Annotated in this window: 22 protein-coding genes, 1 tRNA gene and 1 pseudogene; 17 read left to right on the forward strand and 7 right to left on the reverse strand. The window is 56.5% G+C overall.

The features are described from left to right. The first annotated feature begins 8 nt into the window (after positions 1 to 8). The 4 genes from selA to SERAS12_RS00260 all read left to right on the forward strand — a co-directional run bounded on the left by selA (position 9) and on the right by SERAS12_RS00260 (position 3,857). Positions 9 to 1,400 carry an L-seryl-tRNA(Sec) selenium transferase gene (selA, locus tag SERAS12_RS00245; protein ID WP_013810967.1) on the forward strand — a complete coding sequence of 464 codons (1,392 nt, stop codon included), beginning with the start codon at positions 9 to 11 and terminating at the stop codon, positions 1,398 to 1,400. Continuing rightward, entirely contained in the window at positions 1,397 to 3,238 is a 1,842-nt protein-coding gene (gene selB, locus SERAS12_RS00250) for a selenocysteine-specific translation elongation factor (RefSeq protein ID WP_013810968.1), read from the forward strand. Before selA ends, selB begins: the two co-directional genes overlap by 4 nt. Before the next feature lie 83 nt (positions 3,239 to 3,321). Beyond that, positions 3,322 to 3,582, forward strand: a complete 261-nt coding sequence (locus tag SERAS12_RS00255; RefSeq protein ID WP_013810969.1) for a CopG family ribbon-helix-helix protein — start codon at positions 3,322 to 3,324, stop codon at positions 3,580 to 3,582. Beyond that, positions 3,582 to 3,857 carry a type II toxin-antitoxin system RelE/ParE family toxin gene (locus SERAS12_RS00260; RefSeq protein ID WP_013810970.1) on the forward strand — a complete coding sequence of 92 codons (276 nt, stop codon included), beginning with the start codon at positions 3,582 to 3,584 and terminating at the stop codon, positions 3,855 to 3,857. Before SERAS12_RS00255 ends, SERAS12_RS00260 begins: the two co-directional genes overlap by 1 nt. Positions 3,858 to 3,918: 61 nt before the next feature. Here the strand turns inward: SERAS12_RS00260 and SERAS12_RS00265 are convergent, their stop codons facing one another. Next, positions 3,919 to 5,166 (reverse strand): MFS transporter, encoded by a 1,248-nt coding sequence (locus SERAS12_RS00265; protein ID WP_013810971.1) that lies wholly within the window; start codon positions 5,164 to 5,166, stop codon positions 3,919 to 3,921. Between the two features lie 219 nt (positions 5,167 to 5,385). Between SERAS12_RS00265 and SERAS12_RS00270 the strand changes: the two genes are divergently transcribed. Beyond that, positions 5,386 to 6,378, forward strand: a complete 993-nt coding sequence (locus tag SERAS12_RS00270; RefSeq protein WP_013810972.1) for an acyltransferase — start codon at positions 5,386 to 5,388, stop codon at positions 6,376 to 6,378. Here SERAS12_RS00270 and SERAS12_RS00275 read toward each other — a convergent pair. The 5 genes from SERAS12_RS00275 to xylA all read right to left on the reverse strand — a co-directional run bounded on the left by SERAS12_RS00275 (position 6,373) and on the right by xylA (position 12,307). Beyond that, entirely contained in the window at positions 6,373 to 7,296 is a 924-nt protein-coding gene (locus tag SERAS12_RS00275; protein WP_013810973.1) for a GlxA family transcriptional regulator, read from the reverse strand. The two genes, SERAS12_RS00270 and SERAS12_RS00275, sit on opposite strands and share 6 nt — an antisense overlap. Beyond that, complete coding sequence (locus SERAS12_RS00280; protein ID WP_013810974.1) at positions 7,296 to 7,850, reverse strand: cysteine hydrolase family protein; 555 nt, start codon at positions 7,848 to 7,850, stop codon at positions 7,296 to 7,298. Before SERAS12_RS00280 ends, SERAS12_RS00275 begins: the two co-directional genes overlap by 1 nt. 99 nt (positions 7,851 to 7,949) lie before the next feature. Next, positions 7,950 to 9,344, reverse strand: a complete 1,395-nt coding sequence (locus tag SERAS12_RS00285; RefSeq protein ID WP_013810975.1) for an amidohydrolase family protein — start codon at positions 9,342 to 9,344, stop codon at positions 7,950 to 7,952. Positions 9,345 to 9,488: 144 nt separating this feature from the next. After that, positions 9,489 to 10,940 (reverse strand): xylulokinase, encoded by a 1,452-nt coding sequence (xylB, locus tag SERAS12_RS00290; protein ID WP_013810976.1) that lies wholly within the window; start codon positions 10,938 to 10,940, stop codon positions 9,489 to 9,491. A gap of 47 nt (positions 10,941 to 10,987) precedes the next feature. Continuing rightward, entirely contained in the window at positions 10,988 to 12,307 is a 1,320-nt protein-coding gene (xylA, locus tag SERAS12_RS00295) for a xylose isomerase (protein WP_013810977.1), read from the reverse strand. 355 nt (positions 12,308 to 12,662) lie between these two features. On the opposite strand from xylA, the gene xylF reads away from it, so the two are divergent. The 4 genes from xylF (at position 12,663) to xylR (ending at position 17,791) form a co-directional block, all read left to right on the forward strand. After that, positions 12,663 to 13,658 carry a D-xylose ABC transporter substrate-binding protein gene (gene xylF, locus SERAS12_RS00300; protein WP_013810978.1) on the forward strand — a complete coding sequence of 332 codons (996 nt, stop codon included), beginning with the start codon at positions 12,663 to 12,665 and terminating at the stop codon, positions 13,656 to 13,658. 29 nt (positions 13,659 to 13,687) lie between these two features. Continuing rightward, the gene (locus SERAS12_RS00305; protein WP_013810979.1) at positions 13,688 to 15,229 is read left to right on the forward strand and encodes a xylose ABC transporter ATP-binding protein; all 1,542 of its coding nucleotides are present in this window, start codon (positions 13,688 to 13,690) and stop codon (positions 15,227 to 15,229) included. After that, complete coding sequence (gene xylH, locus SERAS12_RS00310) at positions 15,207 to 16,391, forward strand: xylose ABC transporter permease XylH (protein WP_013810980.1); 1,185 nt, start codon at positions 15,207 to 15,209, stop codon at positions 16,389 to 16,391. Before SERAS12_RS00305 ends, xylH begins: the two co-directional genes overlap by 23 nt. A 221-nt stretch (positions 16,392 to 16,612) precedes the next feature. Then, positions 16,613 to 17,791, forward strand: coding sequence for a D-xylose utilization transcriptional activator XylR (xylR, locus tag SERAS12_RS00315; protein WP_013810981.1), 1,179 nt, complete (start codon positions 16,613 to 16,615; stop codon positions 17,789 to 17,791). A 53-nt stretch (positions 17,792 to 17,844) separates the two neighbouring features. On the opposite strand, the gene SERAS12_RS00320 is transcribed toward xylR, so the two are convergent. Then, positions 17,845 to 18,699 (reverse strand): LysR family transcriptional regulator, encoded by an 855-nt coding sequence (locus SERAS12_RS00320; RefSeq protein ID WP_013810982.1) that lies wholly within the window; start codon positions 18,697 to 18,699, stop codon positions 17,845 to 17,847. 126 nt (positions 18,700 to 18,825) lie between these two features. Between SERAS12_RS00320 and SERAS12_RS00325 the strand changes: the two genes are divergently transcribed. The 8 genes and pseudogenes from SERAS12_RS00325 (at position 18,826) to SERAS12_RS00355 (ending at position 25,886) form a co-directional block, all read left to right on the forward strand. Next, positions 18,826 to 20,025: a cyanate transporter gene (locus tag SERAS12_RS00325; RefSeq protein WP_013810983.1), complete on the forward strand. Its 1,200-nt coding sequence runs from the start codon at positions 18,826 to 18,828 to the stop codon at positions 20,023 to 20,025. A 76-nt stretch (positions 20,026 to 20,101) separates the two neighbouring features. Then, positions 20,102 to 21,448 (forward strand): esterase-like activity of phytase family protein, encoded by a 1,347-nt coding sequence (locus tag SERAS12_RS00330; RefSeq protein ID WP_013810984.1) that lies wholly within the window; start codon positions 20,102 to 20,104, stop codon positions 21,446 to 21,448. Between the two features lie 102 nt (positions 21,449 to 21,550). Further along, positions 21,551 to 21,645 (forward strand) — tRNA-Sec (locus SERAS12_RS26105). Positions 21,646 to 21,807: 162 nt separating this feature from the next. Beyond that, positions 21,808 to 22,026, forward strand: a pseudogene (locus SERAS12_RS00340) (Arm DNA-binding domain-containing protein); the annotation flags it as partial. Between the two features lie 960 nt (positions 22,027 to 22,986). Continuing rightward, positions 22,987 to 23,229, forward strand: coding sequence for a hypothetical protein (locus SERAS12_RS26375; RefSeq protein ID WP_158307038.1), 243 nt, complete (start codon positions 22,987 to 22,989; stop codon positions 23,227 to 23,229). 66 nt (positions 23,230 to 23,295) lie between these two features. After that, a complete protein-coding gene (locus SERAS12_RS00345) occupies positions 23,296 to 23,538 on the forward strand; it encodes a hypothetical protein (RefSeq protein ID WP_013810986.1) in 243 nt (80 codons plus the stop codon). Between the two features lies 1 nt (position 23,539). Then, positions 23,540 to 24,883, forward strand: a complete 1,344-nt coding sequence (locus SERAS12_RS00350; RefSeq protein ID WP_013810987.1) for a TcdA/TcdB catalytic glycosyltransferase domain-containing protein — start codon at positions 23,540 to 23,542, stop codon at positions 24,881 to 24,883. Next, positions 24,876 to 25,886 carry a glycosyltransferase gene (locus SERAS12_RS00355; protein WP_013810988.1) on the forward strand — a complete coding sequence of 337 codons (1,011 nt, stop codon included), beginning with the start codon at positions 24,876 to 24,878 and terminating at the stop codon, positions 25,884 to 25,886. Before SERAS12_RS00350 ends, SERAS12_RS00355 begins: the two co-directional genes overlap by 8 nt. Positions 25,887 to 25,890 lie beyond the last annotated feature (4 nt).

Here is a 25,890-nt window from a genome sequence, read left to right on the forward strand (position 1 = left end):
GAGCGACCATGAGCACTGAATCCCACCTTCTTTACAGCCAGTTACCCGCCATCGACCGCCTGCTGCACGATCCCGCTATCGAACCGCTGGTGGCCCAATACGGCCAGACGCTGATTAGCGATCTGCTGCGCGAATTGCAGTTGCAGGCGCGTGAGACGATCAAGCAGCAGCAGCGGCTGCCCGATTGGTGCAGCGACTGGTCGCAGGCGCTCAGCGCCGGTTTGACGCAACGGCAGCGTTCGGCGCTGACACCGGTCTTCAATTTGAGCGGCACCGTACTGCACACCAACCTTGGCCGCGCCCTGCTGGCGCAACCGGCTATCGAGGCGGTGAGGCAGTCGATGGGAGCGGCGGTGACGCTGGAATACGATCTGGACGGCGCCGGGCGCGGGCATCGCGATCGCGCCGTGGCGGATTTACTGTGCCGGCTGACCGGCGCGGAAGATGCCTGCATCGTGAATAACAATGCGGCGGCCGTGTTGCTGATGCTGGCGGCGATAGCGCCCGGCAAGGAAGTGGTGGTGTCGCGCGGTGAGCTGGTGGAAATCGGCGGCGCGTTCCGCATCCCCGACGTGATGCGCCAGGCGGGCTGCCGGCTGGTTGAGGTCGGCACCACCAATCGTACCCACCTGAAAGATTACCGCAACGCCATCAACGAACAGACCGGGCTGCTGATGAAGGTGCACACCAGCAACTACAGCATCCAGGGCTTTACCGCTGCGGTGGATGAAGCCGAACTGGCGCAGCTTGGCGCTGAATATGGCGTGCCGACCGTCACCGATCTGGGCAGCGGTTCGCTGATTGATATGGCGCAATACGGCCTGCCGGCCGAGCCGATGCCGCAGCGCCTGCTGGCCGCCGGGGTGGATCTGGTGACTTTCTCCGGCGACAAGCTGCTGGGTGGTCCGCAGGCCGGGATTATCGTCGGCAAAAAGGCGCTGATCGCCCGGTTGCAGCAGCATCCGCTTAAACGTGCGCTGCGTGTCGGCAAACTGACGCTGGCGGCGCTGGAAGCCACGCTGCGCCTCTATCAACAGCCTGAATTGTTGGCGGAGCAACTGCCGACGCTGCGGCTGCTGACCCGCCCGCAGCAGGCGATGCAGGCCACCGCCGAACGCTTGCTGCACGCGCTGGAACCGCAGTTTGGCGAACGCTTCCAGCTGCGCGCCGAACCGTGCTGGTCGCAGATTGGCAGCGGCTCGTTGCCGGTGGACAGGTTGCCCAGCTACGCATTGACCTTTACGCCGCTCGACGGCCGTGGGGCGACGCTGGAAGCGCTGGCAGAACGCTGGCGCCGCCTTCCTCAGCCGGTGATCGGCCGGATTAACGACGGCCGGCTGTGGTTGGATTTGCGCTGCCTTGAGCAGGAACAGGCGCTGATCGAGGCGTTAAACGCATGATTATCGCTACCGCCGGCCATGTCGATCATGGCAAAACCACCCTGTTGCAGGCGATCTCCGGGATCAACGCCGATCGCCTGCCGGAAGAAAAGCGCCGCGGCATGACCATCGATCTGGGCTATGCCTACTGGCCGCAGCCCGACGGCCGGGTGCTGGGTTTTATCGACGTGCCCGGCCATGAAAAATTCCTCGCCAATATGCTGGCGGGCATCGGCGGCATCGATCATGCGCTGCTGGTGGTAGCCTGCGATGACGGCGTGATGGCGCAAACCCGTGAACATCTGGCGATCCTGCGACTGAGCGGGCGCCCGGCGCTGACGGTGGCATTGACCAAGGCCGATCGGGTGGACGAAGCACGGGTTGACGAGGTGCGGCGGCAGGTCAGCGATGAACTGGCGCGGCAGGGTTGGCCCGATGCGCCGCTGTTTGTCACCGCGGCGGTGCGGGATCGGGGGATTGACGCCCTGCGCGCGCATCTGCTGGCGTTACGGCCTGATGAGCATGTGCTGACGCGCCGTTTCCGGTTGGCGGTAGACCGCGCCTTCAGCGTGAAAGGGGCGGGTCTGGTGGTAACAGGCACCGCGCTGGGTGGGCAGGTGGCGGTAGGGGATACGCTGTGGCTGACCGGTGCGGACGTTCCGGTGCGGGTACGCGGCCTGCATGCGCAGAATCAACAGGTTGAGCAGGCGCAGGCCGGGCAGCGCATCGCACTGAACATCAGCGGTGACGTCAGCAAAGAGCAGGTGGCTCGCGGTGACTGGTTGTTGGCGAAAAAGCCGTTGCAGGCGGCAGAACGCATTCTGGTGGCGCTGGATACCGACCAGCCGATAAAGCATTGGCAACCGCTGCATCTGCACCACGCCGCCAGCCATATCACCGGCCGGATTTCGTTATTGAATGAACACCTGGCGGAATTGATCCTCGATCGCCCGCTGTGGCTGGCGGACAACGATCGGCTGGTGCTGCGCGATATCGGCGCCCGCCAGACCCTGGGCGGCGCACGGGTGCTGAGTTTGACGACGCCGAAACGCGGTAAACGCCAGCCGGATTACCTTGCCTGGTTGGCGGCATTGGCGCAGGCCGGCGACGATCGCCAGGCACTGGCGCTACGTCTGCCCAACGGGCCGCTGGATCTGGCGATGTTCGCGTGGGCGCGGCAACTGACCGACGGTGGGCTGTCAGAGCTGTTGGCGGACCATGAATGGCTGATTGCCGGCGAGTGGGCGCTGGCGCAGGAGAATGCACAGCAGGGCCAACAGCGCTTGCTGCAAGTCTTGGTCGAGTATCACCACCAGCATGCCGATCAGCTTGGGTTGGGACGAGCGCGCCTGCGGCGCATGGCGTTGCCTTCGTTGCCTGAAGCGCTGGTGTTTATGATGATCGATCGGTTGCTGGCCGCCGGCAGCGTGCGCAATACGCGCGGCTGGCTGCACTTGCCGGAGCATGGCCTGGCGTTCAGCGCTGAAGAACAGATTCTGTGGAGCCGTATTGAGCCGCTGTTCGGTGACGAAGCCTGGTGGGTGCGCGATTTGGCCGCAGAATTGGGCGAGGAAGAGGCGCCCGTGCGGGCGACGCTGCGTAAAGCGGCGCAGCTCGGTCATATCGCGGCAGTGGTGGTGGACCGTTACTATCTCAGCCAGCGTATCGAACAGTTCGCCGCGCTGATCCGCGAGTTGGATGCGACGCAGGGCAGCGCCAACGCCGCGGATTTCCGCGACAGGCTCGGCGTCGGCCGCAAGCTGGCGATCCAGGTGCTGGAATTTTTCGATCGCAGCGGATTTACCCGCCGCAAGGGCAATCAACACCTGCTGCGCGACGGCGGATTGTTCGATGGCTGATTGTGTATTTTTCGTTCTCCTATCGCGCTATAATCAAGTTTAATCATTCTGATTTATATTGATTGCACTCGGAGGTCACTACGATGAATACTAAAGTCATCACCGCACATGTGCCGTTACCCTTAGCGGACAAAGTTGATGAGATGGCCGCTAAACTGGAACGTTCGCGCGGATGGATCATTAAGCAGGCCCTTGCCGCATGGCTCGATCAAGAAGAAGAACGTCGCCGTTTAACATTGGAGGCCCTCGCCGATGTCGAACAGCAAAATATCATCGACCATGAATCGGTAGAAACCTGGGCCGTAAGCCTGAGCAGCGATAAGCCTTTACCGGTACCACGCTGATGGAATTAAAATGGACGAGTAAGGCGCTATCGGATTTGGCGCGTTTGTTTGATTTTCTTGCCCCGGTTAACCGTACTGCCGCAGCTAACACGATACAGGCTTTGGTTGCAGCACCTAAGGTACTGCGTGATAACCCCCGTATTGGCGAGAAACTGGATGAATTTATGCCGCAGGAGGTGAGGCGTATCCTCGTCGGTCATTATGAAATGCGCTACCAACTTCAATCCTCAACAATTTATGTCCTGCGTATTTGGCATACGCGCGAAGAGCGTTAGTCTCCATACCCTGTATTATCACGCTTTCAGAGCAAGAACGGGGCGTTAGCCCCGTTTGTCGTTACAGCGCTTCGTTAGGCGTGGGCGTTGTGTCGCCGCTGCGGCGTTTGCTGAGGAACAGCGCCACTAGCGCTAGCCAGCACAGGCCGCTGATCAGGTTAAACAGGTTGAACAACCCGCTGCCGCCCCAGACATAAGCCACTTTCGCCAGCTCGATGCCGACGGTAAACACCAGCATGCTCAACATGCCCATGGTGGCGGAGACGGTCCCTTTGCTGACGGCGCTTGAGAACAGCGTCAGGCGGTACAGCCCGGCGTTGGCCAGCCCGATACCGAAGGCGTACAGGCTCAGCCCGGCGGTCATCCACAGATAGGCGTGGCTGGAGAACAGCGTAGCCAGTGCCGCGACCAGCAGCCCCAGCATCATAGGTACCGCGCCCAGCTTGATCAGGCGCTCTACGCTGTTTTTGCCGGTCAGGCGCGCCAGCGTCAGGTTGCCGAGGATCAGCGCGCCGAACACCGGGATCTGCAACAGGCCGTAATCCAGCGTCGACAGCGATTCACCGCTGATCAGGATCACCGGCGACTGGGCAATCCAGGCCAGCAACGGCAGGCTGGCGAAACCGATGGCCAGCGCCCCGCAGACAAAGCGGCGGTTGCTCAGTACCTGGCGATAGTCGCGCCACAGGTTGGCGGCCGAGAATTTATCGCCCTGCAGCGAAGCGGTTTCCGGCATCGCCTTCCACAGGCCGTAAAAGGCAATCGCCGCCAGCGCCGCAAACAGCACGAACATGCTCTGCCACGGCGCGACGTGGATCAGCGCAGCCCCGGCCAACGGCCCGAGCAGCGGGGCGATCAGCGCCACGTTGGCCATCAGCGCGGTGATTTTTATGCACACCGATTCCTCGAAGGATTCCTGTATCGTGGCGTAGCCGACCGCGCCGATAAAGCACAGGCCAATGCCCTGCAGGAAACGCATAAAGATAAACTGCTCGATGTTGGTCACCAGCAAAATGGCCAGACAGGCGACGATAAAGAACGCCACGCCGGCCAGCATTACCGGGCGGCGACCACGTCGGTCCGACAGCGGGCCGAGCAGCCATTGCAAGAAAATACCGCCGGCCAGATAGGCGGTCATGGATGTCGGCACCCACTCTTCACCGGCGTTGAACTCCGCCACCACCGCCAGCATACCGGGCTGGATCATATCGTTGGCGATATAGGTGGCAAATTCGAACAGCACCAGACAAAGAGGGAATAAAAGCGCCTGTCGGCCCAAGCGTGCCGCAGGTGGTAATGTCGTTTTCATATTTATAGTACTGATAGTGAAGAAGAAAAAAGGAACTGCCAGGGCGGGAAGCGCAAACTGAGCGAGTTATGGCGGCTATTTTGCCGCCAATTGTTCACCTTAGCAACGATAAGGTGTTGTTTCAGCACATTCTGATATTTCGCTTTTGGGTTGTCGCCGCGCCCTGCGCTCTATAACCTCTTATTAACATAAAAATATGACACAACGTCGGGCACCGTTTTGAGCACTAAAATTGGCTGGATAGATAACCTGCGCGCGGTGGCGTGCATGATGGTGGTGATGATCCACGCCACCACCTATTACGTCACCAACGGCATGGCGGTGGGGGAACATAACTGGGACATCGCCAACGTGCTGAACGGCATGTCGCGCGTTTCGGTGCCGCTGTTTTTCATGATTTCCGGCTATCTGTTTTTCGGCGAGAAAAGCGCCGGCAAAAAACATTTCATCCGTATTGGCTGCTGCATCCTGTTCTACAGCCTCATTGCGCTGATCTATATCGCGGCCTTCACCAAAATCGGCTTCTGGCCGTCGCTGCGTGGCATGCTGCAAAAACCGGTGTTTTATCACCTGTGGTTCTTCTATGCGATTGCGGTGATTTACCTGCTCTCGCCGCTGATCAGCGTCAAACCGGTCTCGCGCCGTTATCTGGCCGGGGTACTGGTGATCCTGGCGGTGATTGCCAACCCCAATACCGGTGCGGTGACCGTCGGCAACGCTCACCTGCTGCCGGTCAATCTGTATATCTACGGCGATACCTTCTATTATCTGCTGTACGCGCTGGCCGGGCGGGCGATTGGCATGATGGACACCGGACGGCGCGGCATCAGCTGGCTGGCGGCGCTGGGCTTTGTACTCAGCGTGGCGCTGATTGTTCGCGGCACCAAAAGCCAGATGTTCATCAACGGCAGCTTTGCCGACACCTTTTACATCTACTGCGGCCCGCTGGTGTTTATCGCTGCAGTGTCGCTGCTGGTGTGGTTCAAGAACTGCCTGCCGGATCCGATCGGCTGGCTGGGCGTTTTTTCCCGCCATTCGCTGGCGATCTACGGTTTTCACGCCATTATCGTCAACTTTATGCGCAGTCGGCATCTTGAACTCACCACTCATCCGCTGCTGGATATCTTCTGGGTATTCGGTGTGGCGCTGGCGCTCAGCCTGCTGCTGTCGATGGGGCTGCAAAAGCTGGATACCCGAAGGTGGGTGTCATAACGGGTTTTGCCCGCGCTGTTGCGCGCGCCGCAGCTGGCGGCCGGACGAGAACCCGGCCGCCAGCGCCGCTTTCTCAAGCCCGTAGCCTTGTTGCAGGCGCTGTTGCGCGACCGCCAGCCGCAGCTGTTCATGATATTCCCGCACGCTGATGCCGATATGGCTGCGGAACAGCCGCGCCAGATGGCGGCTGCTGACGTGGGCTTTTTCCGCCACCTGCGGCACTGACCATTCGGCCTCCGGCTCGGCGGCCATCACGTCCTGGGCGCGGTGGACCGCCGGGTGCAGATGATTGCGATAGCGCAGCCACGGTGAAAGCTGCGGGTCGTCGCCGGAACGGCGGAAATACACCACCATTTCGCGGGCGACTTCCGTCGCCCGGGTTGCGCCGCACTGGCGGTTAATCAGGTGCAGCGCCAGATCGATACCGGCGGTAATGCCGGCGCTGGTGTAGACGCTGCGGTCTTCGACAAAAATACGGTTTTCTTTCACCAGCGCCGCCGGTGCCTGCAGGCGCATGCGTTCGAGCACGTCATGGTGAGTGGTGCACTGGTAGCCGTCGAGCAAGCCGGCCTGCGCCGCCAGCAGCGCACCGGAACACACGCAGACCAGCGTGATGCGGCGGCTTTGCAGATCGGGTTGCAGCGCCGCCAGCCAACGGCGGGCCTGTTCGGCTTGCGGGTTGGCAAAGTAGCGGGCCGAATCGCTGACCCCCGGTACCACCAAAATCGCGCCGTCTTCCAACCGGGCGGGCAGCGGCTCCAGCCGGCTCAGCGTCATACCGATGGAGCAGGTTATCTGCGGCTCCGGGCCGATGTAATGCAGGCTGAACGTTCCGGCCAGGCGCAGGGTTTCGGCCGGGCCGCTGACGTCCAGCGACAGCACCTGGGGCAGCATCAGAAAGTAGACGGCCTGCGGCATTATGACTCCTGTGACAGTTGCGCCAGCACCTCATCCACGCTGGCGAGCTGGGCGAAACGGTCGACCAGCACCGTCTCAGTATGCCGCTTGAGCTGTTCAGTGGTAAAGACCTGGCCGTCGGGGTGATGCATCGGGAACGTCAGGGTCGCCTCGGTGACGAAGGTTACTCGATAACCGAGATCGCTTGCCACGCGGGTAGTGGTTTCGCAGCACTGCTCGGTACGAATGCCGGAGATAATCAGGTGATTGATCTCCCGCTCACGTAGCCAGGCGTCCAACCCGGATTCGGTCAGCGCGTTATGCACCTGCTTGTGCAGGGTAACGTCCGCCTGGTGGCTGAGGAACGGCAGGCGCTGCACGAAACCGGACGCCAGCGAGAATGGCCCCTGCGGGGAAACGTGGAACACGTCGACCAGCGCCACGCCCTGCCGACGGCAGCCTTCAATTAATTTTGTGAGCGCCTGCTGGAAAGCGGGCAGATCGTCCTCTTGCCAGAAAGGGCGATGCTGGAATGATTGCTGAACATCGATGATCAATAATGCGCTGTGTGACATTTTCGGCCTCCGCCTGTGGGGTGTAACGCCATACTGCGCCGTTATCCTGCAGGGAAGAAGGCCAAAAACGGCCATCATGATGGCATCAGCGGACCAGCATCAGGCTTTGCTGACCTGGCCGGCGACCAGACGTCCCCGATGGAAGGTGGCGCGGCGTGCGGGTAAGCGGGCCACCGCCTCGGCGGAGCAACTGGCGTTGATCAACACGAATTCCGCGCTGTCGCCGGCTTTGGGCCATGCTCGTTGGCCTTTGTCGTTCAGCGGCAGCACGCCGCCGGTGGAAATGGCCAGGGCGCGCGACAGATGGAACTCATCCGAACCGCGATACAGCTGGGCGTAGAGATTGGCTTTTTCCAGAATGTCGCCGGTACCGAACGGTGACCAATGGTCGATCACGCTGTCGGTTCCGGTCATCACAAATACCCCTTTTTCACTGAGCTGCGGCAGCGGCATCATCAGCCCGCCGATCGGCACCGTGGAGGCGAGGGTGATTTGCTGCGCCGCCAGGCGGGTGGCGGTTTCCGCCAGCTCATTCGGGTTCAGCGTGGTCAGGGCGAACGCGTGGCTGATGGTGACCTTACCGCGCAGCGTAGGGTTTTTTTCTACGGTGGCGATCATGTAGTTAATCGCCGCTACCCCGGCGGGGCTGGTTTCATGCAGGTGGATGTCGACGCCTTTGCCGGTGTCGAGCGCAATCTGGAACATCGCGTCCAGCGATTTCTCCATCGCACCGTCGACGTTGGTCGGGTCCAGCCCGCCGACGTATTGCACGCCCATCTGCATGGCCTCGCGCATCAAGCCGTCGACTTTAGAATGCAACAGGCCGTGCTGCGGGAAGGCGATGATTTCGCAGCTGAAATCCGCCCGGTGATTTTCCAGCGCACGTTGCAGGTGCTCCAGGCTTTTCAACCCGCTGACCGGATCGATATTGCAGTGGCTGCGCGCTACGGTGCTGCCTTTGGACTGCAACAGGGCGATCAGGTTTTCCGCGCGCTGCTGCGAGGTCGGCAGCAGTTTGGGGATCAGCGTCTGTTCCAGCGCGATCATGTCCATGATGGTTTTGCCCTGGCGTGGGCGCGGTGCCTGCCACGGGCCGCTGTAGAAGGTTTTGTCCAGATGGATATGCATGTCGCGGAACGCCGGCAGCAGCAACTGACCCTGTGCCTGATAGCGCGGCACGCCCGCGATCGGCGCCGCATCCGCTGCGTGGATGGCGGCAATGTTGCCGTCTTTGATTTCCAACTGGTAGAGCGCGGTGCGGGTGCCGATCACCGTATCGCCATCGTATTCGAAACCCTCCTCCAGCCGTACGTCGCTCAGCACGTAGTGATTGTCGGTCAGGGTCATGGGTTTCGCCTCCGGCGCACAGTGGCCACCAGCCTGTGGTGCGGCCTGCGCCACGCCGCCGGTCAGCCCGATCACCGCGCAGGCGGTGGTTAGCTTGCCGGTTTGGCTGAGGAAAGCTCTGCGGCTTTGTTGTTGGGTTTTTTCCACGTTCAGTTCCTTAATCCAGAGGTGAGGTGCGTCAAAAAACATCCACCAATTTAGGAGAGGAACCCGCAGGTTGGCAGCGACATTTGCCACTGGCGACTATTCGATTTGGTAATAATGAGGGGGCAGGGTTACTGCCCCAGGGCCTCACATCAGCGGCAACAAACAGGTATACAACTCGCGGAACGTGCTGCGGCGCGCGGCATAGTGCCGATGGCGCTCGGCATCCGGTTCGTGCAGCTGTTCCAGCGGCAATTCGGGCAGCAGGTCGCTCAGCGGGCGCTGCGGATTCAGGGCAATCTGCGCCAGGCGCGCGGCCCCCAGCGCCGGGCCGACGTCGCCGCCGGTGCGGTATTCCAGCCGTTGGCCGCTGATATCCGCCAGCATCTGCCGCCAGAACGGGCTGCGTGCGCCACCGCCGATCAGGGTGATGCTCGAAGGTTGCAGGCCGCTGGCGTGCAGCACGTCCATGCCGTCCGCCAGGGCAAAACCGACGCCTTCCAGCACTGCCCGCGCCAGATCGTTCGGCCCGTGCTGGTGGGTGAGGCCCCAGAACGCCCCTTTGGCGTTGGGATTGTTATGCGGTGTGCGTTCGCCGGAAAGGTAAGGCAAAAACCACAGTGGGGCTTCCGCCGGGGGGGCCTGTTCGACGTTGCGCAGCAGGGTGGCGACGCTGTCGACATTGGTCAGTTTGCAGACCCAATCCAGGCAGGAGGCGGCGCTGAGCGTCACTGACATCAGGTGCCAGGTGTCGGGCAGCGCATGGCAGAAGCTGTGCACCGCGCTGGCCGGGTTGCTGAGAAAGCCGTCGCTGACCGCAAAGTACACGCCCGAGGTGCCGAGCGACAGCATGGCTTGCCCGGCCTGATACAGCCCAACGCCGATCGCCCCGGCGGCATTGTCGCCGCCGCCGGCCACCACCGGCACCGGTGGCATTCCCCAGCGTCTTGCCAGCTCGGTGTGGGTCTGGCCGGTGATTTGATTGCCTTCGAACAGCTGCGGCATGTGGCGGCGCGAGAGGCCGCAGGCGGCCAGCATCTCGTCGCTCCAGTCGCGCTGCGCTACGTTCAGCCACCCGGTGCCTGCGGCGTCCGACATGTCGCCGGCGAATTCGCCGGTCATGCACCAGCGCAGATAATCTTTGGGTAACAGCACTTTATCGATCTGGCTGAACAGGTGCGGTTCGTGCTGTTGCACCCACAGCAGCTTGGGTGCGGTAAAGCCGGGCATCATCAGGTTGCCGGTAATTTGCCGCGACTGCGGCACCGCCCGCTCCAGCGCCTGGCACTGCGCAGCGCTTCTGCCGTCGTTCCACAAGATGGCCGGGCGCAGCACCCGTTGGCGATCATCCAGCAGCGTGGCGCCGTGCATCTGGCCGCTGAGGCCAATGGCCTTCACCTGTTGCAGACTGTGCTGCTGGCCCAGCGCCAGCATGGCGCGATCGGTGGCGTGCCACCAGTCCTGCGGCGCCTGTTCTGACCATAAGGGATGGGGGCGGGAGATGGGCAGCGGTTCACTCTGGCTGGCGAGCAGTTGGCCCTGCTCACCGAGCAAAATGATTTTTACGCCGGAGGTGCCGAGATCGATGCCGATGTACATGATTGAGATCCTTTAAAGCGCGGCGGACGGTGCGCCGCGCGGGTCAGTTAACCGAACAGGTAGCGGTTCATCAGGTTCTCGAGCTGTTCCTGACGGCCGCTGGCGTGCTGCGGCGCCAGTGCATGTTGTTCAGCGTACTGCGCCAGGGCTTCCAGCGACAGTTTGCCCTGCAAAATTTGCTGGCCCAGCTCACCGTTCCAGCCGGCGTAACGTCGGGCGACCTGCTGAGGAAGCCGGTCGTCGGCGGTCATTTTGGCCGCCACTTTCAGCGCCAGCGCCATCGTGTCCATCGCACCGATATGGCCGTAGAACAGATCGTATTTGTCGGTGCTTTGGCGGCGGACCTTGGCGTCGAAGTTCAGGCCACCGGTGGTGAAACCGCCGGCCTTGAGGATTTCGAACATCACCAGGGCGTTCTCCTCCACGCTGTTGGGGAACTGGTCGGTATCCCAGCCCAGCTGCGGATCGCCGCGGTTGGCGTCGACCGAGCCGAAGATGCCGAGCGCGATGGCGGTGGCGATTTCATGGTGGAAGGAGTGCCCGGCCAGGGTGGCGTGGTTGGCCTCGATATTGACCTTGATCTCCTTCTCCAGCCCGAACTGCTTCAGGAAGCCGTACACCGTGGCGACATCGTAGTCGTACTGGTGCTTGGTGGGTTCCTGCGGTTTGGGTTCGATCAGCAGCGTGCCCTGGAAGCCGGTTTTGTGTTTGTGCTCCACCACCATTTGCATAAAGCGACCAATCTGCTCGCGCTCCTGGCGCAGATCGGTATTCAGCAGGGTTTCGTAACCTTCGCGCCCGCCCCACAGCACGTAGTTCTCGCCGCCCAGTTGATGGGTGGCGTTCATGGCGGTGAATACCTGAGTGGCCGCCCAACTGAACACTTCCGGATCCGGGTTGGTGGCCGCGCCTGCGCCGTAGCGCGGATGGGTAAAGCAGTTGGCGGTGCCCCACAACAGCTTCACGCCGCTGCTTTGCTGCTTTTCCGCCAGCACGTCGGTCATTACCGCAAAGTTATTCAGATACTCTTTCAACGAAGCGCCTTCCGGCGAAACGTCGACGTCGTGGAAGCAATAGTAAGGCACGTTCAGCTTGTGGAAGAATTCGAACGCCACGTCGGCCTTGCGTTTTGCCAGCGCCAGCGCATCGCCCGGCTGCTGCCAGGGGCGATCAAAGGCTCCGACGCCGAACATGTCCGCGCCGTTCCAGCAGAAGGTGTGCCAGTAACAGGCGGCGAAGCGCAGGTGATCGGCCATACGTTTGCCGAGTACCCACTCATCGGGATTATAGTGGCGGAAAGCCAGCGGGTTATTGCTGTCGGGGCCTTCGTAGCGAACTTGCTCAAGCTGATCAAAATAGGATTGCATTTTCGACTCCTGGGTAGCGATGCCCGGTTTACGGGATGCATTTATCTTCGGAGTTAGAACCCGGTGGCTCAATTACGTTATTTCACTCTTAAATTCACAGAATTATTAAATGTGCGGTAGATCTCATAATAGGCGTTTAAGCGCGTTTCATTTGAATTTTATGGCGCGCGACAGTGCTTTTCAGGGTGAAAGCATGACCGCCATCATAAAAACAACATTAAACCAAAAATCATAATTCGCTGGTAAAAATCTGTAATTGCCGAAGAGTAAATAACCGACAACAATCCGCTCTAAGCTGATTCACCGGCCCGTTTCAATTATTACCCTTACACATTAAATAACAAAGGTATATAAGATGAAATTAAAACCCCTGTTCCTTTCGGTCTGCGCGCTGCTGGCGCTGGCCAGCCAACCGGCCATGAGCAAAGAAATCAAAATCGGCATGGCGATCGACGATCTGCGCCTGGAGCGCTGGCAAAAAGACCGCGATATTTTCGTCAGCAAGGCCAAAACATTGGGGGCGGATGTTTTCGTGCAATCGGCCAACGGCAATGAAGAAACCCAGATGGCGCAGATAGAAAACATGATCAACCGCGGCGTCGACGTGCTGGTGATCATTCCCTATAACGGCCAGGTGCTGAGCAACGTCATCAGCGAGGCCAAGCGGGAGGGCATTAAGGTATTGGCCTACGATCGCATGATCAATAACGCCGATATCGATTTCTATATCTCCTTCGATAACGAAAAGGTCGGTGAACTGCAGGCGCAAAGCCTGGTGCAGCGGGTGCCGCAGGGGAATTATTTCCTGATGGGCGGTTCACCGGTGGATAACAACGCCAAACTGTTCCGTCAGGGCCAGATGAAGGTGCTGCAACCCTTGATCGACAGCGGGAAAATCAAGGTGGTGGGCGATCAGTGGGTTGATGGCTGGCTGCCGGAGAACGCATTGAAAATCATGGAAAATGCGCTGACCGCCAACAGCAATCATATCGACGCCGTGGTGGCCTCCAACGATGCGACCGCCGGCGGGGCGATCCAGGCGTTGGCTGCGCAGGGGTTGGCGGGCAAGGTGGCCATCACCGGCCAGGACGCCGATTTGGCGGCGGTGAAGCGCATCATGGCCGGCACCCAGACCATGACGGTTTATAAGCCGATCAGCAAGCTGGCCGATGAGGCGGCGAGCATCGCCGTGCAACTGGGCAAAGGCGAAAAACCCAAATCCAACGCGACCTTGAATAACGGCGTCAAACCGGTGCCGGCCTGGTTATTGACGCCGATCCCGGTAGATAAATCGAATATCGACAGCACTATTATTGCCGACGGTTTCCATAAAAAAGCCGACCTTAATTAATACCGATATCCGGTGACGTGGAGGGAATAATGCCCTGCCTATTGGAAATGAAAAATATCACCATGCAATTCGGCGCAGTCAAGGCGGTGGATAATGTCAGCCTGCAACTGGAGGCCGGCCAGGTATTATCGCTGTGCGGTGAAAACGGGTCGGGAAAATCCACGCTGATGAAAGTGCTGTGCGGAATATATCCGCACGGCAGTTATCAGGGTGATATTTATTTTTCCGACGAGGTGTTAGCGGCAAAAAATATCCGCGACACCGAGAAAAAAGGCATTGCCATCATCCATCAGGAATTGGCGTTGGTGAAGCAGATGACGGTGCTGGAAAACATGTTTCTCGGCAACGAACAGTGTCGCCGTGGGGTGATGGATTACGACGCCATGTACTTGCGCTGCCGGCGCATGCTGGCGCAGGTCAAGCTGGAGGTGGATCCCAATACCCGCGTCGGCGAGTTGGGGCTGGGGCAGCAGCAACTGGTGGAGATCGCCAAGGCACTCAACAAGCAGGTACGGCTGCTGGTGCTCGATGAACCGACGGCGTCGCTGACCGAAAGCGAAACCGCCACGCTGTTGGCGATCATTCAGGATCTGCGCGATCACGGCATCGCCTGCATTTACATTTCGCACAAGCTGAACGAGGTGAAAGCGATCTCGGATCTGATCTGCGTGATCCGCGACGGCAAGCATATCGGCACGCGGCCGGCGGCGGAGATGAGCGAAAAAGACATTATCGCCATGATGGTGGGGCGCGAACTGACCGAGCTGTACCCGCAACAGCAGCATGCGATCGGCGACGTGATTTTGCAGGTGGATAACCTGACCGCCTGGCACCCGGTGAATCGCCACGTCCGCCGGGTGGATGAGGTGTCGTTCAGCCTGCGGCGCGGCGAAATTCTTGGCGTCGCCGGGTTGGTCGGCTCCGGCCGTACCGAGACCATGCAGTGCCTGTTCGGCGTCTATGCCGGCCGCTGGCAGGGCAGCATCCGCATTAACGGCCAGCCGGCCGTTATCACTAATTGCCGACAGGCGATGCGCCACGGCATCGCCATGGTGCCGGAAGACCGCAAGCGCGACGGCATTGTGCCGGTGATGGGCGTCGGGGCTAATATGACGCTGGCGGCGCTGAGCGATTTCAGTGGCGTATTGACGGTGATCGACGATGCGCAGGAGCAGGCGACCATTCGCCAGTCGTTGGCGCAGCTGAAGGTGAAAACGTCGTCGCCCGAGCTGGCGATCGCCAGGTTGAGCGGCGGCAACCAGCAGAAGGCAATTTTGGCCAAGTGCCTGCTGCTGAAGCCGAAAATCCTCATTCTGGACGAGCCGACCCGCGGCATCGATATCGGCGCAAAACAGGAAATCTATAAATTAATCAATCAGCTGGTACAGCAGGGTATCGCGGTGATCGTGGTGTCTTCGGAACTGCCGGAAGTGCTGGGCCTCAGTGACCGCGTGTTGGTGATGCATCAGGGGCGTATCAAGGCGTCGCTGGAGAACCGGGGTTTGACCCAGGAACAGGTGATGGAAGCCGCATTGAGGAGTGAAACCGATGTCGAAAAGCACGCAGTCTGACGTGATAACGCAGGAAATTGCCGAGAAAAATCCCATTTTGAAGCTGAAATCCATCAATTTTCAGGTGCTGGTGATGCTGGCGGCGATCGCCGTCATTATGCTGTTCTTTACCTTTACCACCGAGGGCGCCTATCTCAGCGCGCGCAATGTCTCCAACCTGCTGCGCCAGACGGCGATTACCGGCATTTTGGCGGTGGGCATGGTGTTCGTGATTATTTCGGCGGAGATCGACTTGTCGGTCGGTTCGATGATGGGGTTATTGGGCGGGGCGGCGGCGATTTTTGACGTCTGGCTCGGCTGGCCCCTGCCGCTGACCATCGTGGTCACGCTGCTGGCCGGCCTGTTGCTGGGGGCCTGGAACGGCTGGTGGGTGGCGTACCGCAAGGTGCCGTCGTTTATCGTCACGCTGGCGGGCATGCTGGCCTTTCGCGGCATTCTGATCGGCATCACCAACGGCACTACGGTAGCGCCGACCAGCGGCGCCATGTCGCAGATCGGCCAGAGCTATCTGCCGAGCGGTGTGGGTTTTGGCATCGGCGCCGTCGGGTTGATGCTGTTCGTTGCCTGGCAATGGCGGCGACGCAGCCGACGTGCGCAGCTTGGGTTGCCGGTGGCCGCCGCGACCGGCGACGTGACCCGACAAAGCCTCCTGGCGGTGGTGGTGCTGGGGGCCATTTATCTGCTCAATGATTACCGCGGCGTACCTACGCCGGTATTGATCCTCACCGCGCTGATGCTGGCGGGGATATTCATGGCCACCCGCACCGCTTTTGGCCGCCGGATTTATGCCATCGGCGGCAATATCGACGCCGCGCGCCTGTCGGGGGTCAACGTCGAACGCACCAAGCTGGCGGTGTTCGCCATCAATGGCCTGATGGTGGCGATTGCCGGGCTGATCCTCAGTTCGCGGCTGGGTGCCGGCTCGCCGTCGGCGGGCAATATCGCCGAGCTGGATGCCATCGCCGCCTGCGTGATTGGCGGCACCAGCCTGGCCGGCGGCATCGGCAGCGTAGCCGGCGCGGTGATGGGGGCGTTTATCATGGCGTCGCTGGATAACGGCATGAGCATGCTGGACGTGCCGACCTTCTGGCAGTACATCGTCAAGGGCGCGATCCTGCTGCTGGCGGTGTGGATGGACTCTGCCACCAAGCGCCGGGCATAAGAATATATCCTTCATACTTGAAGCTGCATCTGTGTTGGCTGCACTCACTCACCCGAATCACTTACTTTAGTAAGCTCATCGGAATGAGTTCCTTTGCCGCCTTGATACAACTCCAATTATTTTGGATATAGCGTTTGAGCTCACAGTTATGAGGTAATGCTTTCTGCTCTCGAAGATAGCTGTGCTATCCCAGAGAGCAGTTTATATATCGGGGATGCCGCATGTTCGCGAAGCGCTTTCGCATTACGTTACTGTTCAACGCCAATAAAGTGTATGACCGCCAGGTGGTCGAGGGCGTCGGCGAGTATTTACAGGCTTCACAGTGTGACTGGGACATCTTTATCGAAGAGGATTTTCGCTGCCGCATCGACAACATCAAGGACTGGTTGGGCGATGGGGTGATCGCCGATTACGACGATCGCGAGATTGAGCGGTTGCTGCATAACGTCAATGTGCCGATCGTCGGCGTTGGCGGCTCCTATCACCGTGAGGAGGACTACCCGCCGGTGCACTATATCGCCACCGATAATCAGGCGCTGGTGGAGGCGGCGTTTATGCACCTGAAGGAGAAGGGGATCAATCGCTTTGCTTTTTACGGCCTGCCAGCGGAAGGCGGCAAACGCTGGGCGCAGGAGCGCGAACAGGCTTTCCGTCAACGGGTGGCGGCGGAGCAATATCAGGGCGTGGTGTATCAGGGCATGGCCACCGCGCCGGAGAACTGGCAGTACGCGCAGAACCGGCTGGCGGATTGGGTGCAGACCCTGCCGCAGCAGACCGGCATCATCGCCGTGACCGACGCGCGGGCGCGCCATTTGCTGCAGGTGTGCGAGCACCTGGATATCGCGGTGCCGGAGAAACTCTGCGTGATCGGCATCGATAACGAAGAGCTGACGCGCTACCTGTCGCGGGTGGCGCTGTCGTCGGTGGCGCAGGGCACCCGGCAGATGGGTTACCGCGCCGCCAAGCTGCTGCATCAGTTGCTGGACCGCCGCGAACTGCCGCTGCAACGTATCCTGGTGCCGCCGGTGAAGGTGATTGAACGCCGCTCCACCGATTTCCGCTCGCTGCGCGATCCGGCGGTGATTCAGGCCATGCATTACATCCGTCATCACGCCTGCAAGGGCATCAAGGTCGAGCAGGTGCTGGATGCGGTCGGCATGTCGCGTTCCAACCTGGAAAAACGCTTCCGGGACGAGACCGGCGAAACCATCCACCATATGATCCATCAGGAAAAGCTGGAGCGCGCCCGTAATCTGCTGACGGCGACCTCGCTGACCATCAACGAGATCTCGCAGATGTGCGGCTACCCGTCGTTGCAATATTTCTATTCGGTATTCAAAAAAGGCTATGACGCAACGCCCAAAGAGTACCGTGAGCGCCACGGTGAAACCGGGTATTAGGCGGTGTAGCCGTAATGGCTACAAATGTAGTTAATCAGGCTACATCGCTCTTCTCACACCAACCCGCAGAACGCCTTCAGGCGCTCGGCCAACGCCGGGGTGGCGGCGGGGGCGCTGTCGCGGTAGTAAAGCGCCAGCTCGAAGCTGCCGACCGGCGGTAACCCCTCGGCGATGCCCAGCACCCGGTGGCTCGGTAACCGGCAGCCGGCCGGCAACAGGGTGACGCCCAACCCGGCTGCGGAGGCGGCGGTGAGTGCCGCCAGGCTGGCGCTGCTGTAGCCGATGCGCCAGCGCTTGCCGAGGTTATCCAGCGCCTGACACAGCTCCTCACGGTACAGGCCATTGAGCGGAAACACCGCCAGCGGCACCGGGGATTGTTCGATCGCCGGAAAGGCCAGGCTGTCCAGCCACAGCAGCGGTTCCGGCCTGGCGGCGCGCGGCGGCTGGCTGCGGCGCTGCTTGACCAGGATCAGATCCAGCTCTTCACGAGCATAGGCGCTGTGCAGATCGGCGCTCAGGCCGCTGGCGACGTCGAGGCGCAGGTGCGGGTGCGCACGGCTGAATTCCGCCAGCAGCTCGGTGGTCGGTGCCGCGAAATCCTCCGGCATCCCCAGCCGCAATACCCCGTCGCGCCAGATGCCGGTCAGCGCGTCGTGCGCTTCTTCATTCAACGCGATAATCCGCCGCGCATAGCTCAATAGCTTTACGCCCTCTTCGGTCAGCAACACCTGATGGGATGAACGTTCAAACAGCGGCTTGCCGAGCATCTCCTCCAGCCGCCTTACCTGCTGGCTGACGGTCGATTGCGACAGGAACACCCGATCCGCGGCGCGGGTGAAGCTGCCGCTGTCGCAGACCGCGACAAAGCTGAGCAATAACTGCGGATTGAACATCGGGTAACGATTCATTTTCCCACTGCCGGCTATTTTATTATTTAATTTCCCAATACTAGCGGCGATGCCTACAGTAACGCAACGCTGTGGCGCACAGGCTGTGACGCTGCACTCTTCATCCCGCAAGACCAGGATTATGCCGTGTTAAATCATCCCGTTTCCCCCGCCACCCCGCGCCGCTGGTTTAATCCGCTGCTGTGGGCACTGGTACTGATTGGCCTGAATATGCGGCCCTTGTTGACCTCTGTCGGCCCGCTGCTGCCGACGCTGCGGCAGGCTACCGGGCTGAGCTTTGGCGGCGCTGCGCTGCTGACCACCTTGCCGGTGCTGATGATGGGGCTGATGGCGCTGGCGGGTGGGGCGATCAACCGCCTGTTCAGCGAACGGGCCAGCGTGGTGCTGAGCCTGCTGGCGATCGGCCTCGGCGCCGCCTGGCGCGAACTGGCGCCGGGCAGCGCGCAACTGATGCTGAGCGCGGTGCTGGGCGGGCTGGGGATTGGGGTGATCCAGGCGGTGATGCCCGGCATTATCAAGCATCACTTTCTCAGGCAGATGGCGTTGGTGGCCGGGCTGTGGTCGGCGGCGCTGATGGGCGGCGGCGGACTGGGGGCCGCGATGACGCCGTGGCTGGTGAGCGCCGGGCATGACTGGCACCGCGCGCTGGCCTGGTGGGCCGCACCGGCGCTGGTGGCGTTGATCGCCTGGTGGCCGGTCAGCCGTGGGCTGGCTCGCCTTGCGCCGCCCGGCGCTTCTGCCGGCCCGAGCCTGCTGTTCAGCCACCGCGCCTGGCTGCTGGGCGCTTATTTTGGTTTGATCAACGGCGGTTATACCAGCCTGATCGCCTGGCTGCCGCCGTATTACATGCAGCTTGGCTGGCAGCCGCAGGCCAGCGGAACGCTGCTGGCGCTGATGACCTTCGGCCAGGTGATTGGCGCGCTGTTGCTGCCGGCGGTGGCGCGGGCGCAGGATCGTCGGCCGCTGTTATTGTTGGCGCTGGTGATGCAACTGATCGGTTTTATCGGCCTGATTTACCTGCCGCAGACGCTGCCGTGGCTGTGGGTACTGATCGCCGGCCTGGGGTTGGGCGGCGCCTTCCCGCTGTGCCTGGTGCTGGCGCTCGATCATATCCCGCATCCGGCGGCGGCGGGGCGGTTAGTGGCGTTTATGCAGGGTATCGGTTTTCTGCTGGCGGGGGTGACGCCGTACCTTTCCGGCCTGCTGCGCGACTACAGCGGCGGCTTTACGCTGGACTGGCAAATCCATGCGCTGCTGGTGGTGGTGTTGATCGCCATCACCAGGCGTTTTCATCCGCGCAGCTACCGGCAGGCGTTCCGCAAATAATATTTCTGTCATTGCGGCTCCCTATAGTGACGTTGCTTTTACCTCGGGGCGATAACAACAACTAGGGAACCATGACATGCACATCACCAAAACCCGTTTGGCACTGTTGGCAGGATGTATGGCACTAAGCAGCAACCTGTGGGCCGACGCGCAGCCGGCGCAGGCGATACTGGCCGGGCATGCGCTGCTGCCGGTTAAATCCAGCATCTCCGCGCCACAGGATGCGCCGAGCGATTTGCGGCAAAGCGGCAAATACACCAGCGGCAAACGTGTCACCGAATTGGGCAGCGTGGCGGGCAAATCTGCCGATCGCATGACCGGCATCGGCCTGCCGATCAACGGCCAACCCTTGCAGGGCCATTCCGGCATCAAACATATGCCCGACGGCACCTACTGGGTGCTGACCGACAACGGCTTTGGCAGCAAGGCCAACTCGCCGGACGCCATGTTGTATCTTAATCACTACAAAATCGACTTCAGCACCGGCACTGTCACGCCGCTGAAGACGGTATTCCTGCACGATCCGGATCAGAAGGTGCCCTTCCATATCATCAATGAAAGCACCGAAAAACGTTACCTGACCGGCAGCGATTTCGATCCGGAAAGCTTCCAGTTCGCCGACAATGCGCTGTGGATCGGCGACGAGTTCGGTCCTTACCTGATCAAGGCCGATCTGGACGGCAAGGTGCTGGCGGTGTTCGACACCAAGGTGGACGGCAAGGTGGTGAAATCGCCGGACAACCCGACGCTGACCCTGCCGGGCGCACCGGACGGCAAACAGAACTTCCAGGTGGCGCGTTCCAAAGGCTTTGAAGGCATGGCGGCGTCGTCGGACGGCAGCAAACTCTACCCGCTGCTGGAGGGCGCGCTGTGGGACGGCGAGAAGTTTGAAAACGTCGACGGCAAACGCTACCTGCGGGTGCTGGAGTTTGACGTGAAACAGCAGGCATGGACCGGCCGCAGCTGGCAATACGTACTGGAAGATAACCAGAACGCCATCGGCGATTTCAATATGATCGACGCCACGCACGGCCTGGTGATTGAACGCGACAACGGCGAAGGCACGCCGGACAAAGCCTGCGCTGCGGGTGCACCGACCGACAACTGTTTTAGCCAGGTGGCGAAGTTCAAACGGGTGTATAAAATCGCCTTCTCAGGCGCCAACGTCGGCAAACCGGTGGAAAAGCTGGCGTATATCGATCTGCTGAGCATTCAGGACCCGAACAAGCTGGCGCGCAAGCCGCTTAACGACGGCGTACTGACCTTCCCATTCTTCACCATTGAAAACGTCGACGTGGTGGATGGCAGCCATATCATTGTCGGCAACGACAATAACTTCCCGTTCTCTTCCAGCCGCCAGCCGAACGTGGCGGACGATAACGAATTTATCCTGCTGGACGTGAAAGATCTGCTGAAGCCTTAACCCTGCCGGCCTCCGGTATCGCTGCCGGGGGCCACCGCTATTTCCCTCTTAGCGCCAGGGATAAACTGCGCTATAATCAGCCTCTTGCTTCCAACTCCCGAAGGAAGATCCTCGTCCCCGGTGGGGCGGCCGGACTTCAAATCCGGTTGGGGCCGCCAGCGGTCCTGGGCAGGTTCGACTCCTGTGATCTTCCGCCAACGCTTGTCCTGATAGCTCCCGATAAATCCATAAAAACACAATAAATCAATATATTGATTGCGTTGTTTATCCGTATAAGTCCGTCTGCTACTGCCTGAATCCGTGAAAAATGTGTATAGTGATGCGTATAGATTTTTTATACACAGAATCCACTTATACACATGCTCCTAACTGACATACAAATTCGACGCTCTAAACTGCAGGAAAAGCCCTACACCCTCAACGATGGCCAAGGCCTGTCCCTCCTTATCAACACTGACGGTAGTAAAGGTTGGCGTTTTCGCTATCGCTATGCCGGAAAAGCCAAGCTGATGTCCTTTGGCACCTACCCTTTGATAACGCTGGCCGAAGCGCGAGAAAAGCGCGGGGAGGCCCGTAAGTAGGTTGCGAATGGCATTCCAATCGCATAGAAAAAGACGCAAAATCTCTCCTGTAGCAGCCTCTTTTGCATAATGCCATTGCACGAACCAATTTATATTGAAATGAAAAACTCATCTTCGTTTTTTCCTATACTTGTCATCCTATATGACTTTTATTATATGTTTTTTATTCTCAATGCTAAGCCCAGTAATAACTTCGATGCCATGTTGAGGATGCAATAATTTATATTGGAAATTATCCTCTATATCATTCATAAAAAGGTATTTATTACGATCATTACCGGGTGAATTACTTTCTATGTTTCTGACCTCAACTTTCCCTCTGTTGAAAGTTTTAAGTCTACAGCTACCTTTTGGTATTTTTACAAGACGGGCACCAAGTTCAGCTTTTATTTCATTGATTGCAGGTTTTGTTTTTTTGAGTGGTTTATGCCATCGATGATTGTCATCAATTGTTCGCTGCTGGCGAGTGGCGGATGTTTGTCGAACAGATCGTTCAAAATTATCCCCATTTTCTTGTTGTGGTACTCGTCACGCCAGATAGCTTCGAGCAGTTTTCACTGCGGCCGCCACAATATCGCGGGTGTCTTGGGGGTTCTACGCCGGAACCACCTAAATTTCCGGCAGGCAAGTTCTAGGGATTACAAGCAGAGACCGTCCAAAAATTGTCATGTTTGCCTCCTAATTATTAATAACGTAAACATTAACAACACAAAGTGATATTGGTGTTCTGATAACCAGGTTTTTATTTAAAATGTTGATTTAAAATTAAAAAAATAATATTTCCCATGTGAAATTACAACCAATCTAAGCAATATAGACTCGAAAAACATAAAAGCCGTCTTAGTAATGATTAAATTTTCTAATTAAATATGTTGAAAAATTTTCACGCATGGGTTATTGATTAATCGCTTTGCACAAAATTATATAGGTTAGTATCATCTTCAAAAGGAGTTGTTTATGAAAGTTATTGATTCATCATTATTAGACAATATTTCTGGCGGCCGTGGAAATAATGGTGGTGATCGTTCTGATAACGGTGGTGGTCGCGGTGGCGCTAACGGTAATTCTGGAAATGATCGTCAACATAATAGCTATACTCAATCCAATCGGGGTAGCGGCAGCCAAGCCAATCATTTTGGTCGTCCGGGAGGAATGAAGGGCGGAGATTGTGGTTGTACTGGTGGCATGCGCACCTGTTAAGATAAATTTAAACATCACAAGGAGATATGCTCTCCTTGTGATATCTCAAATATTCTAAGGATAAGCATGAAAAAATTTAATTTTATCTATAATAATGAAAAATATTTTCTCTATGATGAACGTAAAAGAAATGAAAATGAATTAGAGAAACTAATGGGCAAAGGTTTTCAAAAAGTAGAGGTTGAGGCTGAATCCAAAAAAGAAGCGGTGAAAAAATTCAAAGAAAAATTAGGTGAAAATAGCAAGTCCCTTGAGGAATATACAAAAGATATATCATTTTCTTCTATTATTGAGGTATTTTTAAGATAAAATGGAAAGACACACTCTAAAATACAATCTGGCAATGGGGGGGGGCTGTGAAGATGTGAGTCTTAAGCAAGCTATAGATATTATAAAGAATAAAAACTTTAAAAGGATTAAGGTTCCCGACAATATCCACTTTGTCTGGATAGGTGATCTGTACTGTGCCGATATATCATATATAAAAGTATGGAGTGATATTAATAAAGATAAATCGTTATTTTTATGGATCGATTCATCTTCCTCTTTTATTAAATGGTTTCAGCGGGCTTTAAAATCATACTGTGATAGTGACTCTGGTAAGAAAGACATTTTAAAACTCCAGAATGATGCTTTTAAGTATATCTGGCATAAAATAAAAAATGGGGTTGGATTTAATGATGCCGCGCATGAATTTCTTAAGAATATAAATATTGAATATGTTGGCTGCGATTCTTACTCTAATAAAAAAATATCAGACCACATAAAAACAATGGATATACAAGAGTTGTTTGATGTTGAGTTCAGTGAGTATAAGAAATTTTACTATTATGAGCTAATATTAAGAGGTAATTTGGCATGTGCAAGTGATGTTATCAGACTTTTGATATTGTACAAATATGGTGGAGTATATATAGATATAGATACACTTCCTTACCTTGAAAGTATTTATCAGAAAACAAACGCTCTGTTAGATAAACTCGATATCCGTCATGATGAAAACGTTTATTTAGCTAAGTCCCATGCTTTCTTGTGCAAGTTTAATTATGAAAATGAAGCCTTGATGAATTTTAACGACTATTTGGAAAAAATTAAATATGTTAGTGATGTTGATATTAGTGATATTTCCGATGCATTAATATCAGACATTAATAACTCTGAGGTTCATCAACCTCCGGCCCTAGGTGATATCTATGTCTATGATGGGTTAATATCAATAAGTACAGTAGCATTTATTGGCGGTGTGTTTTTTAATAACATAATTGCGTCGGCTCCTTGTTCTCGTTTTTTGAAAACTTTACTTAAAAGAGTAGCATTTAACTATCACTATATTGAAAGGCATAATAAAATTTTTGAAGGTAATTTTGTAATGTCTTCTTTACAAGACAGGAGCACTACTTTTAGTTTCTTGCTAAATTATAGACATGATGTAATTTCAAAAAATGAGTTCGTAACATTCTATTTGTCCGGGCCAAGGTTAGTATCTAATACAATATATCGAGTAATATGTAAACTTACTGGCCTACATAGAATCTTGTCAACCGAGAAACTCGCTAAACTTATGCAAAATGACGATTTAGGGGTAGGGTTTCAAAAGCAAACTTTAGACACACCGTTAGGTATCAAATCCTCTTGGAGAACTAGGAATGAATAAAACTGGAATCAGCGCATTAATAATAGTATGCAATGCTGAAAATTCAATATTAAGAACGATAGATTCTATTATTGATGTTACGGATGAAGTTGTCATTGTTGATACAGGCTCTGTTGATAATACTTTAGACATAATCCCTAAAGAAAATAGTAAAATAAAAACATATAATCATCGATGGGGCGATGACTTTTCAAAATCTCGCAATTATGCAATAGAGCTTGCATCTGGCCCTTATTGTTTTGTTATTGACGCTGACGAGTATTTAGCAGAGGAAAGTCGAGAGGGATTTAGAGAGAATATATATTCGCTATTTGATGGCCAGGAACTTACTCTATACTCCCCTACTATTGATAACATGAATGGTTCTATTTTGCGGAATAATGCGAGGATATTTATGAAGAGGCCATCCTTGAGATATAAAGGGTTTGTTCATGAGTATCTTTTTGAAGATAACTACAATATAAAACACGCACCGGAAATAATAATAAACCATACGGGGTATTTAGAGTATGGGAACCTAGAAGGGAAGAGAAAAAGAAATCTACAGCTTCTAAAACGTCAGTTGGATGAGGCGCCAACGGAGTTAAGGTGGAAGTATTTTATGCTTAGATATTTGGATTTAAATGATAAGCAATTTGAGGATATCCTTGACGAGTTTGGGAAAGTACCCCTACCTTACAGTCATGATATTGAAGTATATGCACTGAACGTGAAGTCGAGGCTTATAATATATCTCTTAGACAAATCTGATTTTTATGAGGCATATCGTCATGCTGATGAACTATTAAAGTTTTATAAAGATAAAAATAGTTGTTTACTCCACTTCATTTCTCTATATTTAATGTCTACGCAACGCTATCATAATGATATGCTTCATTTGGAAAAAATTCATAGTAATATTGATAATTATCAACAAGACGAATTCATAACTGAAACTATAGATGAACAAGCTGTATCATCTATTATGAATAAATTCTTACGAGATATTGATTTTATAATTTAATCAT

This window comes from Serratia sp. AS12 (genome assembly GCF_000214195.1).
GTDB classification, from domain to species: Bacteria; Pseudomonadota; Gammaproteobacteria; order Enterobacterales; family Enterobacteriaceae; genus Serratia; species Serratia plymuthica.

Bases quoted from the DNA above. Each gene is read 5' to 3' on its own strand.
- selA (WP_013810967.1), top strand. From the start codon at position 9: ATGAGCACTGAATCCCACCTTCTTTACAGCCAGTTACCCGCCATCGAC.
- selB (WP_013810968.1), top strand. From the start codon at position 1,397: ATGATTATCGCTACCGCCGGCCATGTCGATCATGGCAAAACCACCCTG.
- SERAS12_RS00255 (WP_013810969.1), top strand. From the start codon at position 3,322: ATGAATACTAAAGTCATCACCGCACATGTGCCGTTACCCTTAGCGGAC.
- SERAS12_RS00260 (WP_013810970.1), top strand. From the start codon at position 3,582: ATGGAATTAAAATGGACGAGTAAGGCGCTATCGGATTTGGCGCGTTTG.
- SERAS12_RS00265 (WP_013810971.1), bottom strand. From the start codon at position 5,166: ATGAAAACGACATTACCACCTGCGGCACGCTTGGGCCGACAGGCGCTT.
- SERAS12_RS00275 (WP_013810973.1), bottom strand. From the start codon at position 7,296: ATGCCGCAGGCCGTCTACTTTCTGATGCTGCCCCAGGTGCTGTCGCTG.
- SERAS12_RS00280 (WP_013810974.1), bottom strand. From the start codon at position 7,850: ATGTCACACAGCGCATTATTGATCATCGATGTTCAGCAATCATTCCAG.
- xylB (WP_013810976.1), bottom strand. From the start codon at position 10,940: ATGTACATCGGCATCGATCTCGGCACCTCCGGCGTAAAAATCATTTTG.
- xylA (WP_013810977.1), bottom strand. From the start codon at position 12,307: ATGCAATCCTATTTTGATCAGCTTGAGCAAGTTCGCTACGAAGGCCCC.
- xylF (WP_013810978.1), top strand. From the start codon at position 12,663: ATGAAATTAAAACCCCTGTTCCTTTCGGTCTGCGCGCTGCTGGCGCTG.
- SERAS12_RS00305 (WP_013810979.1), top strand. From the start codon at position 13,688: ATGCCCTGCCTATTGGAAATGAAAAATATCACCATGCAATTCGGCGCA.
- xylH (WP_013810980.1), top strand. From the start codon at position 15,207: ATGTCGAAAAGCACGCAGTCTGACGTGATAACGCAGGAAATTGCCGAG.
- xylR (WP_013810981.1), top strand. From the start codon at position 16,613: ATGTTCGCGAAGCGCTTTCGCATTACGTTACTGTTCAACGCCAATAAA.
- SERAS12_RS00320 (WP_013810982.1), bottom strand. From the start codon at position 18,699: ATGAATCGTTACCCGATGTTCAATCCGCAGTTATTGCTCAGCTTTGTC.
- SERAS12_RS00330 (WP_013810984.1), top strand. From the start codon at position 20,102: ATGCACATCACCAAAACCCGTTTGGCACTGTTGGCAGGATGTATGGCA.
- SERAS12_RS26375 (WP_158307038.1), top strand. From the start codon at position 22,987: ATGAAAGTTATTGATTCATCATTATTAGACAATATTTCTGGCGGCCGT.
- SERAS12_RS00345 (WP_013810986.1), top strand. From the start codon at position 23,296: ATGAAAAAATTTAATTTTATCTATAATAATGAAAAATATTTTCTCTAT.
- SERAS12_RS00350 (WP_013810987.1), top strand. From the start codon at position 23,540: ATGGAAAGACACACTCTAAAATACAATCTGGCAATGGGGGGGGGCTGT.
- SERAS12_RS00355 (WP_013810988.1), top strand. From the start codon at position 24,876: ATGAATAAAACTGGAATCAGCGCATTAATAATAGTATGCAATGCTGAA.